The 15,278-nt window shown below is 47.6% G+C and carries 9 protein-coding genes; 6 read left to right on the top strand and 3 right to left on the bottom strand.

Annotation, left to right across the window (positions count from 1 at the left end; genetic code table 11):
- Positions 1 to 99: 99 nt before the first annotated feature.
- Positions 100 to 1,086, top strand: coding sequence for a glutathione S-transferase family protein (locus ACX1C1_RS02450; protein ID WP_458955610.1), 987 nt, complete (start codon positions 100 to 102; stop codon positions 1,084 to 1,086).
- 38 nt (positions 1,087 to 1,124) lie between these two features.
- Entirely contained in the window at positions 1,125 to 1,631 is a 507-nt protein-coding gene (locus ACX1C1_RS02445) for a GNAT family N-acetyltransferase (RefSeq protein WP_458955609.1), read from the top strand.
- 550 nt (positions 1,632 to 2,181) lie between these two features.
- Here the strand turns inward: ACX1C1_RS02445 and ACX1C1_RS02440 are convergent.
- A complete protein-coding gene (locus ACX1C1_RS02440; protein ID WP_458955608.1) occupies positions 2,182 to 3,033 on the bottom strand; it encodes an AraC family transcriptional regulator in 852 nt (283 codons plus the stop codon).
- A 96-nt stretch (positions 3,034 to 3,129) separates the two neighbouring features.
- On the opposite strand from ACX1C1_RS02440, the gene ACX1C1_RS02435 reads away from it, so the two are divergent.
- The 4 genes from ACX1C1_RS02435 to ACX1C1_RS02420 all read left to right on the top strand — a co-directional run bounded on the left by ACX1C1_RS02435 (position 3,130) and on the right by ACX1C1_RS02420 (position 12,987).
- Complete coding sequence (locus ACX1C1_RS02435) at positions 3,130 to 9,507, top strand: S-layer homology domain-containing protein (protein WP_458955607.1); 6,378 nt, start codon at positions 3,130 to 3,132, stop codon at positions 9,505 to 9,507.
- A gap of 177 nt (positions 9,508 to 9,684) precedes the next feature.
- Complete coding sequence (locus ACX1C1_RS02430) at positions 9,685 to 11,130, top strand: extracellular solute-binding protein (protein WP_458955606.1); 1,446 nt, start codon at positions 9,685 to 9,687, stop codon at positions 11,128 to 11,130.
- Between the two features lie 98 nt (positions 11,131 to 11,228).
- Positions 11,229 to 12,143, top strand: coding sequence for a carbohydrate ABC transporter permease (locus ACX1C1_RS02425; protein WP_458955605.1), 915 nt, complete (start codon positions 11,229 to 11,231; stop codon positions 12,141 to 12,143).
- A 13-nt stretch (positions 12,144 to 12,156) separates the two neighbouring features.
- Positions 12,157 to 12,987: a carbohydrate ABC transporter permease gene (locus ACX1C1_RS02420; RefSeq protein ID WP_458955604.1), complete on the top strand. Its 831-nt coding sequence runs from the start codon at positions 12,157 to 12,159 to the stop codon at positions 12,985 to 12,987.
- 177 nt (positions 12,988 to 13,164) lie between these two features.
- On the opposite strand, the gene ACX1C1_RS02415 is transcribed toward ACX1C1_RS02420, so the two are convergent.
- Entirely contained in the window at positions 13,165 to 14,124 is a 960-nt protein-coding gene (locus tag ACX1C1_RS02415) for a zinc-dependent alcohol dehydrogenase (RefSeq protein ID WP_458955603.1), read from the bottom strand.
- Positions 14,125 to 14,288: 164 nt separating this feature from the next.
- Positions 14,289 to 15,209, bottom strand: coding sequence for a helix-turn-helix transcriptional regulator (locus ACX1C1_RS02410; RefSeq protein WP_458955602.1), 921 nt, complete (start codon positions 15,207 to 15,209; stop codon positions 14,289 to 14,291).
- Positions 15,210 to 15,278 lie beyond the last annotated feature (69 nt).

Raw genomic sequence — 15,278 nt, 5'->3', positions numbered from 1 at the left:
CAGTTTTTGCGTGTAAATCCGGTCGTGTGAGAAAAAATGTGATTTAATAATGAAGAGTCCAGATTATAGAAGGAATAGGTTGTAGTTGTGATGGAGGGAATGATGAACGTGAAGGATGGGAATGTAAAGGAAATGACCAATGACGGTTCATTTCATCGCCAGAACAATCGATTTACGACGCCATTCGGAGACAGGCCCAGCGAGCTGCCCGTTGAACCTGGCCGGTATCGTTTGATCTGGTGTCCTGCTTGTCCATGGGCGCATCGCGCCGTCATTGTTCGCAAGCTGCTCGGGCTGGAAGAAGCAATTAGCCTCGGTACGGTAAGTCCGATGAGGCCTCGGACCGGTAAAGTGGATTGGGAGTTCTCACTTGATCCCGAGGGCGTTGATCCCATCCTTCGTGTACGTTATTTGAGCGACATTTACCTTGGCACAGATCCTGATTATGCAGGCAGGCCAACGGTGCCGGTGATGGTGGAGATCGGGAACAAGCAAGCAGTGAACAATGATTACCATCAGCTCACAACAAGCTTCGAAACCGCTTGGGCGCCATATCACAAAGTAGGGGCTCCCGATTTGTATCCCGTGGATCTCCGTGCAGAGATGGAGGAGCTGAACGATAGCATTTTCCACCGTGTGAACAATGGCGTATACAAATGCGGCTTCGCAACATCCCAAGAATCGTACGAGAAAGCATATGACATGTTGTTCGACGAACTGGATCGTTTGGAAGAGCTGTTGTCCGAGAGGCGTTTCTTGCTGGGTGATGCGATAACAGATTCTGATGTCCGCCTGTATACAACGTTGGTTCGATTCGATACCGCCTACTACAATGCATTCCGCTGTAACCGCAGCTTGCTTCGCGAGTTTCATCATCTCTGGGGTTATGTCCGAGATCTCTATCAGACGCCTGGGTTCGGAGATACAACTGATTTTGACGCGATTAAGCGCCATTATCACTTGTCCATTACGATCGACCCGAATCGAGCAGAAACGTTAATATTGCCGAAGGGTCCGGATCAAAGCGCATGGCATACCAATCATGATCGTAATCGACTAAGCGACCGTGAAGGGAAGTTCCGGTAGCCACGAAGATCGAACAACAAATATCGGAGGTCAGACTTATGCTAATACGCGAGGCTGAGGAAAATGAGCGTGAATGGATACGGAAGCAGCGAATCGAAGCTTATCGCGTGCATGCCAATCGGATACCGGCAGGTCATTGGGCTGCGCTGGAGCAAGCGATATCCACCGATGCGGATGCCCTTGAGGAAGTGAAGCTGCTCGTCGCGGTGGAAGATAACGGAGAGATTGCGGGGAGTGTCGCGCTATTTCATCCAGATATCGATGCCTATGACGGATTAACCGAGAAACAGAACATTCCCGAAATTCGGCTGCTCGCCGTCTCTCCCGCGAATCGGGGGCGGGGCATTGCCTCCGCGCTTCTCGAAGAATGCTTCCGCAGGGCACGTTCCGAAGGATTTGCTGCCATTGGTCTGCACACGGGAGAGTTTATGCTCGAGGCTATCTCCCTGTACGAACGAACAGGTTTTATACGCGTTCCTGAGCATGATTTCCAGCCGGCCGACGACGGCATCAACGTACGCGCTTATCGGTTGTCTTTGGGGTAATCGTTTGAGAATTTTTTTTACACAAATTCTCGCCCTGTGTCCACCTATTACCTTCGATTAATCAACGATAATGAATGGATTTGTACTGCTCTGCGAGCAAGCCGCGCGCGGGCGACTGAAGGGCGAGCATGAGGCTGGCGGGATGATCCAGAGAACGCTTTGCCCAGAACTTCATTCGCTCATTCCAGCGATTGGTGGGAGCAGCGCCGGGAGAGTACCGCAAACAACACGGCAAGCCGACAATAGATCAATAAGACGATCGAAAAAAAGAAACCGTTTCTTGGTAAATGGAGGCACGACCAACCATTTACGAAAGGAACGGTTTTTTTGTACATTCCATAGACCATGAACCCCGTTTTTTATTTTCCCATATTCATTATGCAACGAGCTATCGCTATATTTTGCAAACGGTTTCATGAAAGTCTTTGATTCTAGAGCTTTAATAGGTTTGAACCTTTCAGCAAACACCGTTATACCGTGCAAATACTATAGTGCAGGGGTTATCTATAATGAGAACCATCCAGTGAGGAACGTTGTGAGTACGTCCAAATTACGATTTTGCGCTGCTGAATTGGGTGCGCCAATCGGATGGGTTCTTGCCGGTATGCTTCTTGAAAGCGCTGCTAAAGTGATGGATGTTGGGATACCCGCATTCTTCTGCAATCTGATTGACCTTCATCGATGTGGTAGTCAGATAGTTGATGGCCGCGCGCATTCTCAGCTCATTGAGATAACGAATAGGGGTGAAGCCGCTGTATTCTTTGAATTTTTTTACAAGATAAGAGCTTTGGAAGTGGGATATTTCTGCCAGTTGGCCTAATGTAATTTCTTCGCGAAACGTAGATTCCATAATGATCATCAAGGTTTTAATAATATCCTGCGTAGGCGTGTTGCTTAATGGTTTTTTAAGTATATCTTGGAAATTTTGTCCCTGTTTATAGGATTGCAGGATCTCTTCTACGATCAGGAACAGCTTCGAGATATCGAGCAGGAGCAGTTCGGTGCCGCAAGTCAGCTTGTCTAGATCCTGCTTCAGCAGTTCACTCATTCCTTTGATGGTATGGGACATGGCAGCAGGCATGTGGCTAGATATATCAGATTCACATTGAAGTCGATTCCAGACGAGGATGCTCTCTAGATTCGGGAATAAGGAGGTGGTATGCGTTTCGGTCAGCTCGATATACCAGAATGTTGCTTTGCTTGAAAGGATAACGACGTCATGGGGGGTGTTCGGTGTAATAAAGAATAGCGAATTTGGTTTAATCGTATAGCTTTCACCAAGCCATTGCATTTGATAGCTTCCTTCGGCCAAATATAAAATCTCGAAAGAAGGATGGATGCCGCCTGTCTTGTAATCGGATTGGGAATAGTGGTCCACATACTTGAAGGTTCTTATCTGCATAACAATTCTCCTTAGAAGAGATGGCTTATGGTAGCCCTATTGTAGTATGTCGCTGCACACTTGTAAATGAGAAACACAATAATGGAGGTGCTAGAGTTGTTTAAGAGGAAAATGATTTTAATATTAGCTTTTATGGTTTTGCTGTCCAATATGAATCTCATGCTCTCTGCCAGTAGCCGGGTTCACGCGGATGCTTTCGAATATGTGGCACAGGATTCTAGCTTTTATTTGAATGACACGCCTAATACTCTGATTGTAAGCGACGCGACAGCATCCGATGGCAGCGCAGCTGCAAAAGAATTAGCAGAAACGAACACATGGGACTTCCAGCTCAGGATGAATCAAGGGGTATTTACCAAGGATATGAATTTTGTTCCTACTGCCCCTGCCCCTTTTGCCGCAGGCAAAGCTTACGTGTTATATGCAAGAGTGAAGGCCGATCTCATCCAGCCGAATTCGACGGCAACAGCATTCTCTGTAGGTGTCTACTCGATGACGGCGAACAATTATCCACTTCCCTCCGTTCATATTGCAGCGAATCAATTGCAAGACGATGTATGGATGGATATTCAAGTCGGAGCTTATTATCCTTCGCTTACGGGCTGGGAATGTGTATATCTGGAAAGCGCCAATTATGTACAGGATCAGATTGCTTCGATCTCCGTCGACAAATTTTATTACCTGGAGGTTGCGGATCAGGAAGCACCCATTATCAATGTAGCAGGTGCAACTCAAAACAGTCTAATTGCGCATGCGGGAGGCTCGGTAACGATCCCGGTTACGACACTTAATATAGAGGATCATGAAGTACTGGATGTAGTTGTTAAGAATAGTGCGGGCGTGGTACAGAGCTTCAACATAGAAGCTGACGCCGTAAACAATAACAACTCGCGGATCAAAGTAACGGTGCCTGCACTGACAACCGGCGGCCAATACGAGGTGGAGGTCCGATATGCCAATGCAGAGACCGGCCGGACTCGGTTCGAGGTTACGACTGAGCCGCTGATTCAGATTGAGGAGCCGCTAGATACGTCGGTCAGTTACGACGGCGGAGAAATTATCACGAGTGCCACGACGCTCAATATTGGCGAGGGTGAAGAGCTGGATGCGAGCATCTTGAATCACCTCGGTGAGGATGTCACACAATCATCGGGAATCGTCGTTAACCAAAATGTCGTTACGAACCAAGCAGTTGAGTTAAGCATTCATATACCTGCGTTTACGTTAGGCGGGGCGTATACCTTGCAATTAAACTACGGCAATGCGAGTCGCAATCTTAACTTTGTTATAGAGCCTACGCCGGTCATTGAAGCATTATCTGACCAGGCTAATCCGGTATCATCCGTAATCGGCGGCGAGGTCATCATTCCTGTTAACGTGCAGCATATCGCAGATATGGAACAATTAGAAGTTGTTGTCATGAATGCGGCTGATGAATCCCAATCCTTTGCTACAACGGGTCTTGCCGTATCGGCAGGAGCGGCGGAAATTCGTATAGCCGTTCCCGCAGGAACAACTGCCGGCTTATATACCGTAGCAATCGGCTATGAGACGATCCCCGCGACGACTATTCAATTCGCGGTTAGCGGTTCGGCATATGTGCAAGTGGGCACACCGACCACAGCGACGATTCCTTCCGGCGGAGGAGTCATGGGAATACCGGTTACTTCGGCTAATGTAGCCAATGGGACAATAATCCCGATCCAGATAGAAGATGAATGGGGTACAGACGTCACTTCAAGCATAGCAGCATCGGGCAATACCATCCAGGATAATCAAGCAGCTATAGAGCTGGACATTCCCGAAACGCTTGCAGCTGGCGAATATTCGGTAACGCTGGATATGGAGGGCGTTGCGGAGCACCATACCAAATTCGTAAAGCTGGGAGCTCCTTCGATACACGTATTGGATACGATCGGCGGTCCGGTATCTTATTCGGGCGGGAAGCTCGTGATCTCGCTGGGTACGGAACAATTGGAGGATGGAGCGGAGCTTGCTGTTGTGATCAAGGATGAGGCAGGCGTGGATCAAACGGCATTATTCGGAGTCGACGGTCTCTTAGTGACCGCGAACACAGCCAACGTCGTCATTGATGTACCTGCTATGAATCAAAACGAAGATCAAACATTTGCTCTTCATTTCCAGCATGATGGAATCGAACTTGCAAGCTCGTCTTTCCTTGTGATAGCTCGTCCTGCTCAAGTGACAGGCGACTATACAATCGAAGACAGCAGCTTGCATCTGTTCAATGACGCCAATATTGTAGTCGACAACAGCGCAAGCGACGGGTCTGCCGCGAGTGTCGGAGGCGATTCGACGAGCAAGGACATCGTATATGAAGCATGGGATTTCGGGATGTTGAAGTACGGAGCTCCATATGATGTGTATTTCAAATTAAAGGTGAATCAAAGCGGCGGAAGCAACGGTGATGCTGTTAAGGTAGGGGTCTATGATACGACTCAGCGGATCGAGCTGATTACGCCAGTATCTGTACCGTTGTCGGAAACAACGGACGAACAGTGGCAGCTTGTTAGGGTGGGTACGATTCATCCTAATTATGGTGTGAATAAACTGCAATTCTATGTACAAGGAATGGGTAATAGCAGCGTAGAGTCGATATCGCTCGATCATGTGCTGCTGAAGAATGTTGTTCCGCATGTCATTCAGAATGACCAATTTATTCTTGCTGCGAGCGCTGTAAACGGTCCTGACGGATTAACGCCAGACAACTCTGCTGTTAAGGTAACCAATGGGACTGTGGCAGGTGTTAATATCAACGATCCTGCAATCCAGATTCCGATTGATGGATCTGAGCTTGTTACGGGCAATTATAATTTGATGCTGCTAGTAAGTCCTGATCGTGTGACAGGTACCAACTGGGATGATATAACGGGAGAAGTCATGGGATATTCGTTGCATAATTTGACGACGAACGAAACGATTAGACCCAAAACGATGTTGAGTACATCAAATTCGCCATTCAATATGAAAATCGAATACTTCGGCGCTTTGGTGATGCCGGTTGCCATTAACCCGGAGCATGATTATGAGCTTAACATTTACTCATCCGAGAATGTCGCAAACTTCCCTTCTTTCCGGGTGGATAGTGCAACATTTACTAGAGTGCTGCCCGAAACACATTATGATGCCAATCATTATGATGATGTGTATCCGTATAAGATTTCGCCAGGCAATGCGGATGGTATTCATGATTTCGCCACCGTGTATTATAGTGTGCATGGGTTATACCAGCCGGGGAAAACGGTAGATGTCACGGTTTATTCAGCAAACGGCAATCAGGTGAAGAAGCTGGTTGACGATCGCGAGGACTGGACATATGCGAATACCGTATGGGATGGGACCAACGATCAAGGAGCCATCGTCCCTAACGGCTTGTACACCATAGAAGTGAAGCGATCGGACGGCTTTGTCTTTATGTATCATAATGTCGAGGTTATCACAGGTGTCGAGCTGACGAAAGCAACGGTGAATCCTGCGCTGGATCATTTCCCTAAAGGTGTTTGGTTCGAAGCCGGCAATATCCCGTACATTGAAGCGGATGCAGAAGCTTATCTGGATCGTACCTTCAAGGATATAAGCGAAGCAGGTCTCGACACAGCTTACTTGGCCAATTGGCACGGGAAGCCGGATATCTACGACATTACATTGGAGAAAGCGGCCGAGTATGGTATTGAGCTGATCGGCTTGCCCAATAGCCATGATCTATTCAAATTCTGGGATGGCAATTTCTTTAATACGGAAGGTTTATATAGCAACGATGAGATAGCCATGTATGATGCTTTGGCTGAACGCACTGCATTGGCGCTAAAGGAGGAGCATGCGGATCAATTAGCCGGGTATTTGCTCTTCGATGAACCGCGAAGCTTGTACGTGGTGAACACGGAACGATTCCGTGACAATCTGTCTCTCATGGTACAGATGCTAGAGAGTATCGATCCTACAAGATTCACGGTCATTGATTATACGATGCCGGAGGATGCCGAGTACTTCTATCCGTCTAACCAAACCCAAGCGATAAGCCTGGATCTCTACCCTGCCGTTAATCATTATGCAACGCCAGGCAACTTCAAGCACATCGGCACGTACCCGAATGCGACGTTCGAGGAGAGTCTGGATGCATCTACGCTGCAGGTTCGTAAGGATCTGACGAACGATGCGCCAATCTGGATGATCTTGCAGGCACATGGCGAGACGGGCGGTTTGCCAAGAGAACCGATTGCATCAGAGCTCAGGGCGATGACCTATGAATCGCTTGGCAGAGGAGCGCGCGGTTTCACCTACTTCCTCTATCAATCGACTGTGGTATGGCGTGGAATGGTAGATTACGATTATACGCGTCGTCCGCATTACTACAATATCAAGAAGTTGATGGAAGAAGTGGAAGTGCTGAAGCCTGTCATTATGGATATGAGCCGAGTAGCCAATATTGCCACAACGACAGGCGGTGGCGGCGGCGCTACGGTCACGCCATACGATCCGGGGTATGCAAGTGCAGATATTACAACGCATGAAAGTGTCAGCTCGACGGACAAATATCTCGTCGTCGTGAATCATGATGCTTTGGCAAGCAGCGATGTGACAATCACGATCGATAGAGACAAGCTGGGCATGAATCTATCGGCTATTAAGGTCATTAACAAAGAAGATGGAAGTGAATCACCGGTTAGCTTCACGACGACGGAGGATGCCTATATCATATCGTCCTTTGGTTTCGAAGCGGGAGACGGTCAACTGTTCCGCTTGGTGAAGCAAGCTGCTCAAACGGTGAAGACTTTGCAGGATCAGCAGTTCGGAGTTTGGGGAGCCGGCAGTACGCGCGGCAATGCAGACCTGACAGCAACGGACGGTACAACGGCAATGAAGACGATAGGCGATAGCAATGGTCCTATGGATTTCTATAGCTATGTAAGTGCAGCCGATCTTGAGCTTAACGAAACGTATGATGTCTTCGCCAGAGTAAAGATCAACTATAAGACGGCGCTCCTCGCTGATCTGCAGAACGGTCCATCATTCCCGAAACCAGAGGGGGATGCCTTCGAGGTCGGTATGAAGTTCGGTACTGGCGGCATCATTGTTGCGCCGACTACCATATCGGGTGCCAGTATGGAAAATATGTTATGGACGAATGTGAAGATTGGCGAGTTTACGGCAACGGAGGCTGAGCTTGCGACGGACGCGGCTTATGTCTATGTTTCGCCGGCCAATAACAAAACAAATATCGAATCCATCTATGTTGATCACTTCTATTACGTGCAAGCGACGGAGGATGTGCCGGTAGATCCGATAGATCCGGTAGATCCGGTAGATCCGGTAGATCCAATAGATCAAGCAGGCTCAGGAGAGAATGGCACTGTCCAGGATAAAGGTCTACACCATGTCAGCTTGACGGCTAAGGCCTTGATGGAGTTGATGTCGAAGGCGCAAGTAGATGCGAGCGGCGACTATCAGATTGTATTGGATTATACCGGATTGAAGGATATGACAACCCTTCGATTGCAATTATCCAGCCTGCTGACATGGATGGAGCAAGAGGATAAGCCGGTGAAGCTGACGATCTCGACGAGCTTCGGTACCCTATCCATCGATAAGGAGCTGCTCCAATTACTGCAGGGAGAAACGGGCGATCTATTGACGATTCAATTGCGGAAGGGAAGCTTGGAATTCGAGCTGCTGGCGAATGACAAGCCCATCCAAAGCTGGGATGCCAATTATGCCGTAAAAGGTGAGTTGCCTTATTCGCTTAAGGAAGGTCAGCGCTCCGAGTATGTTGTTGTTACACGAAAGGATAAGAATGGCACAACATCCGTTGTTCCGCAAAGCGGATATGCTGATGGAGTCGCCAGCTTCTGGACGAGTCGAGCTGGCACTTACGAAGTGAAATATAACGAGAAGTCGTTCAGCGATCTCTCCGGACACTGGTCGGAAGCAGCTGTGAAGGCGATGGCAGCGCGCGAGATTATCAAAGGCAAGGGGAATGGCTTGTTCCAGCCTGATGCAGCCATGACGCGAGCCGACTATGTCATCATGTTGTTGCGTATGCTCGGCATTCGCGGCGATGCGACGGAATCGTTTATAGATGTACAGGAAAACGATTATTATGCCAAGGAGGTAGGGCTCGCACAGTCTCTGGGTATCATCAAGGGCGATGATAAGCAAGCGTTCAGGCCTCGCGCTGTCATCACGCGTCAAGAGATGTTCACGATAACGAATCGTGCATTGGCATTAACAAACAAACTTGGCCAAGATTCGGAGCCAGCGCAAACAACTATGTTCCTTGATGCGGATAAGATAGCCCCTTATGCAATCGATAGCATTGCTTCGTTATCCAGCATGGGACTGATTCAAGGATACAAGAATCGTATCCAGCCGCAAGAGGGAGCGACTAGAGGTCAGGCAGCACAGTTTCTGGCGAATCTAGCAGAGGTTCTGCAATCGAATCAACATCTTGAGTGATGCATTGAAATATTGACCTTACATCAATATATTGCAAACCATTGCAAGAGATAGCGTTCTTGGCAGGCTTTATCACGGTTCAGGATAAGGAAGAACAATATCTCTTGCAAATACGATTATTCCGATACAAGGTATAATTGTTTTAGAAATAAAAAATTTCATAGGAGGGTCACAAAGATGAAAGTAAAAAATAAAAAATCATCCATGTTCGTCGCTTTGTTAACAACAGCCGCATTACTCTCCGCTTGTTCAGGCAACAATGGCAATGCTCCAGGGGCGGAAGCCACAAATTCTCCCTCTAGCAATCCACCGGCAACGGAGGCTCCAGCTGTGTATGAGAATGGATTGCCTAAAGACGAGAAGGTTACGCTGAAGGTCGGTTTCCTCGAAGCCGGCTACGGAAGAGAATGGTTCGACCATGCAGTGTCCCGATTCACGGAGCAATATCCGAACGTCACGTTCGATATTACGGCTTCTCCGAAAATTCCTGAGCTGATTACAACGAAAGCAGCAGCAGGGGATGATGAGGATATGTTCGATATTCTATACGGACTGGCCTATACGGAGTTCGTGGACGCCAATAAGCTGGAGCCGCTTACCGACCTCTTCCAGATGCAGCCTTCCGACGGCGGGGGCAAGACGCTTAATGAGCTGATCGTTCCGGGGTACAATGTGCCTGAACAGTATTACAAGGGAGAGAACTGGCTGTTCCCGATCGCCAACTATGTCGGCGGCATGTTCTACGATCAGAAGCTGTTCAAAGAGAATGGCTGGAACCAGTCGCCGAAGACGTACGATGAGTTCCTTGCATTGTGCGAAGCGATCAAGAGCAAAGGGATTGATCCGATTGTATATTCCGGACTTTACAACTACTCGATCTTCTCCTTCGATACGAAAGTATTTGAATTAGCAATTGACAATGGCAACAAGGAATTCCGCAGTCACTTTGAGAATTATTCGGGACCAGAGTTTACTTCGGCCGAAAGCGTAGAAGTATATAATCGTTTGTATGATATGGGCAAGAAAGGTTATATCGGCAAACAAAGCGTAGGCATGAATCATACGCAATCCCAGATGCTTGCCTTGCAGGGCAAAGCGGCAATGGTTCCATCGGGCGACTGGATCGAGAACGAGATGAAGGAATCTGCCCCAGATGGCTTCGAGTGGGGGTATATGGCTGTACCGTTCTCCAATAATCCGGAGACGCCGATTCATATTAACAATGGTCTCAGCTACGCGTTCCAAATCTGGGCGAATAAGCCGGATCTGTCGAAGCAATGGGCAAAGGAATTCCTTGTATCCTTAATGACTAACGAAGTACAGCAGATTCTAGTAGATAAGGGGGGAGCGTTCCCGCTGAGATCTGACTTTATGGACGATCCGGCCAGAGCAGCCAACATGAAGCCGCTCCAGAAGTCGATTGCTACTTACCTGTCTGAAAACAATGTTGTCCTTGAACTGAAAAGTCGGAAGGTCGTTCTGAACTCACCGGATTACGTCGCGGCATACAAGCACGTTCAAGATAATACAGCGCTTATATTGACAGGTCAGAAGGAGCCGCTGCCGATTCTTGAAGAGGGTGAGAAGCTTCTGCTAAAGGCCGTTGAAGCTGCTGGCAAATAATACAAGCGTTGTCGTCATTCAGCACTAATCTTGCTTGTCAGACCGTTGATCATGGGGTTAACGGTCTGATTGGCGACTTGAACAGGAGAGAGATCGATGTGAAGACAGCAGCCCTAGCGAATAAACAGGTTCAAAAAACGCTTTTTTTAGTTCTGGCAGTCGTTCCGCCTTTCGCGGCTTACATGCTGTTTACGCTATACCCTAATGTGCTCTCCATTTATTATTCGTTCCTGGATTGGAATGGGATCGGGGAGAAAACATTTATTGGCCTCGATAATTACATTCGGTTGTTCCAGGATCCTGTTGTCGTGAATGCGCTTAAGAACAACTTGATTCTTGTCGTCACGGTGATTCCAATTACGTTAGTCATTTCGTTGGTACTGGCAGATTTGCTTGTGAATCGCAAGTATAAGGAAAATGGTTTCTATAAGGTGCTATTCTTTTTCCCGAATGTTTTGTCGCTTGTCGTTATCGCACTCATTTGGAGCTTTATCTATGATGGGACCTTTGGATTATTGAACGGCCTGCTGCGAGCAATAGGCATAGGAGGCGATCACAACTGGCTAGGCAGTCAAGGGACTGCGCTTGCATCGATGGTGCCGCTATATGTATGGTGTTATGTTGGTTTCTATGTCGTTATTTTTATCAATGCGATGAGCGCCATACCTAAGAACATCTACGAATCTGCTACGCTGGATGGCATTACGAATTTCCAACGATTAACGAAGATTACTTTACCTCTCATGTCAGGCATCATACGGGTGGGAATGATTTTCTTAATGCTGAATGTCATTAAGGGATTCGAATATATGTTTATCATGACAAAAGGCGGTCCAGGCGGATCGACGGAGGTTATTTCGTTGTACATGTTTAATCTGGCCTTCGGCACTCTGAACTTAGGACAGCACTTCTATGGATATGCGTCTACGATCGGGATGTTCATCTTCGTCCTGCTGGTGCTGCTCAAGGTTGGCATCGATAAAATATTCTCGAAGGATAGCGTAGAGTTTTGAAGGGCGGGTTCTCATGACAAGAGGAATAGGTTCGATCGTTTGGCGCATCGTCTTGCTGATCTGGGCATTAACGGTATTTCTTCCGATCGCTTGGATCGTATATCAGTCATTAAAAACGAATCAACAATTTTTTGCCGACATATGGGCGCTGCCGAGCACGCTTCAATGGTCCAACTACAGCAAGGCATGGACGAGTCTCGGCGTAGGCAAGTCATTGCTGAACACTGTCTATTACGTAGGCTTAAGTCTGATCATTAGTCTAACATTGGCGGTAGTGAATGCGTATGCCTTTACGAGAATGGAATGGAAGCTGCGCAACCTCGTCTGGAGTCTTATTATGCTGTCGCTGTTTCTACCGGGCATCAACATTCTGGTGCCGCAATACACGATCATGAGAGCGCTGGATTTGACGAATAGCTTGAACGGACTTGTCTTGCTGGCCAGTTTACCGCTCGGCGCCTTTGAGTTACTGCTGCTAGGAGGTTTTATGCGATCCTTGCCTAAGGAGGTAGAGGAGAGTGCCTTCATCGACGGTGCGACGCTCTTCCAGGTGGTTAGGAAAATAATCGTTCCGCTTGCCATGCCGGGTCTAGTCACGATTGGTATATTCAAATTCGTCGCCCTATACAATGATTTCCTCGGCCCGTTCATTCTGCTGAGCGATCCCGACAAGTATACGGTAAGTATTAATATGTACGCTGCGAATGCGATGATGGAATACAAAGCGGACTGGGTTACGCTGCTTGCAGGGCTGGTCATCACCATCATTCCAACAATTGTTGTTTATATGTTGTTCCAGCGCAAAATTATCGAAGGGGCAACGTTAGGCGGAGTCAAAGGGTAATACAAGTTAGACAAGATCGTTTCAAACGAACGGCCTTCTTGAACACGATTTCGTGGGATTGGAGGTTGTTTGCTTTAGTAGAGGTATTACACAAAAATGGTGAAAGGCCTGCGCGTATATGCACAGGCCTTTGGATTGCTAATTTTCTACAGCTGTATTTATGAGAAATCATTTACCCTATTGCGATTCCGTGAAATCGGTTGGCGGATATGCAAATACCTTAATGGCTTGTTGACTCCTGAGCAGATCGATTGCTTCATTGTAGCGGTAGAAGGGGACATGATGGGTCTGAAGACAATTCGTGTTTAATCCCTTATTCACAACTAGATCAAGGAGCAAGGCTTGGTCTTGCTCGGTAAAGCTGCGGTAACGATATGATTCAAGCTTGGTTCCTTTGAACCATAGTTTCTCGTTATATCGTACATCGCCCTTAAGTACGCCAAAGATGACGAGATGATCATTAATATGACCCAGAAGACTCTGAACCGAAGGCGATGCACCGACACAATCATAACCTAGATCGAAGCGTTGGTCGCCTAGCTCTTCTACGTGGATGGCTGATCCTATACCAAGCTCATTAACGAGATTAATACGTTCTCTATTGATATCCACCGCAGTTACTTGGCTAGCACCCATAAGCCTGGCCGCTTGAAGCGCTAGCATGCCGGCAGGTCCGAGACCGGATACCAGCATGGTCTTACCGTTTAAGTCTCCGAACTGGAGCAGCCCGATCAAGACGCATTTCAGCAATTCGAATGAAACGGCTTGCTTCCATTCGATTTCAGCCGGCAGCTTGATCAGCTCATGCTCGCGGAAGTTCAGGTATTCTGCATAACCGCCATTTCCTTGAAGATGCTCCAGCGAGGCTACCCGGTCACCAATGGACAGTTGTGTAACCTTGGAGCCTGCGAAGACGACTGTACCTGCGATCTCATGTCCGGGAAAACCGGGCGGAAGGGGGTAGTCCGGCGCGAGCGCAGCGTCGAACATATCTTTGCCGCCCAACATATTGATATCCCATCTTGGACATGTAGATGTCATCTCGATTCGCACAGTGACTTGATCCTCATGCGGATCCGGCGCAGGGAGATCAATAATTTGATAAGTCTCTACTCCTGTAATTTGTAATGCTTTCATGACACCCACCCTTTACGTAATGTATCCATCATTAATTATGGAACTTAAGTAAAGTGTACCGTCGGGTGGTCAGAAAGTCTTTGTACCGGATACGCCTAACATCCCAGAAGCAAGGACGAGGAAGGGCGATATGCAGGCAACAAACATCGTGATTTGTACATTATTCACATTTTCAAAGTTTCGGAGTCATAATGACTGACAGGGATGTGTGTTTTTCGATAAACATGAGGGGTTGTGCCTGTTAATTTTTTGAATATCCGATTGAAGAATGCGAGATCTTCGTATCCGACTTGCTGTGCAATCGATGATATTTTGTCGGTTGTTGTACGTAACAATTCGCAGCTTCGTTCGATCCGATAACGCCTCACATATTCGATATAAGTCATACCCGTACAAGCTTTAAATCGCCTGCGGAAGTGGCGTTCACTTAATCCGACTGCCGCAGCTTGTTCAGTTAAGCAGCCTGGGGCATGGGCATCATTCGGCGTCCGGAGCTTCTCGGCAATGAGATGAATCTGATCATCGACCGATCTCTTTTCCGTATCGTTTGTCTCAGACGAATGAGAGGATAGTTTGATCAGACGCTCCATATGAATGAGAAGCCGCATAATATCCGAATGGATAAGTGAGAGATAATGGTCGCGTTGTCGTTGGAATTCGCCGAACATATTATGGAAGATAGGCTCGAATATACCCTCGCGGTCATGGGCGTACAACCAAGCTTGATCGGGAAAAGGGTGCAGGAGCAATTGTTGCAGAGCAGACGCATTCTCAAAGGAGTGGCTTATGCGCTCTGCTAAGCTTTCGCTAATCAAGCAATTATAAACAATCAATCTCCCATCGCTGGGATTGGAGGGACGAAAAACATGGGATACGCCTGCTGGCAAATAGAACAGGTCTCCCTTCGAGACGGGAATCGTTTCATCTTCTATATAATGAAATCCTTTGCCCTCGCTGACATAACAAATCTCGATAAATTCATGTCGATGCTGCTCCAGCCGGAAGGATTCGGAGACCAAATTAATGAAGACAGGCCTCTTCGTACCCAGATAGGTTTCGTTGGTCACTAGCACAATATGATTCAAGATATCTCCCTCCGATAGAAAAGCTAATGTCCGTTTTATCCCTATAGTTGGTCCGGAATGTCCCTTCTT

This window comes from Paenibacillus sp. strain BS8-2, assembly GCF_054483835.1.
This window is presented reverse-complemented; position numbering and strand designations above follow the sequence as displayed.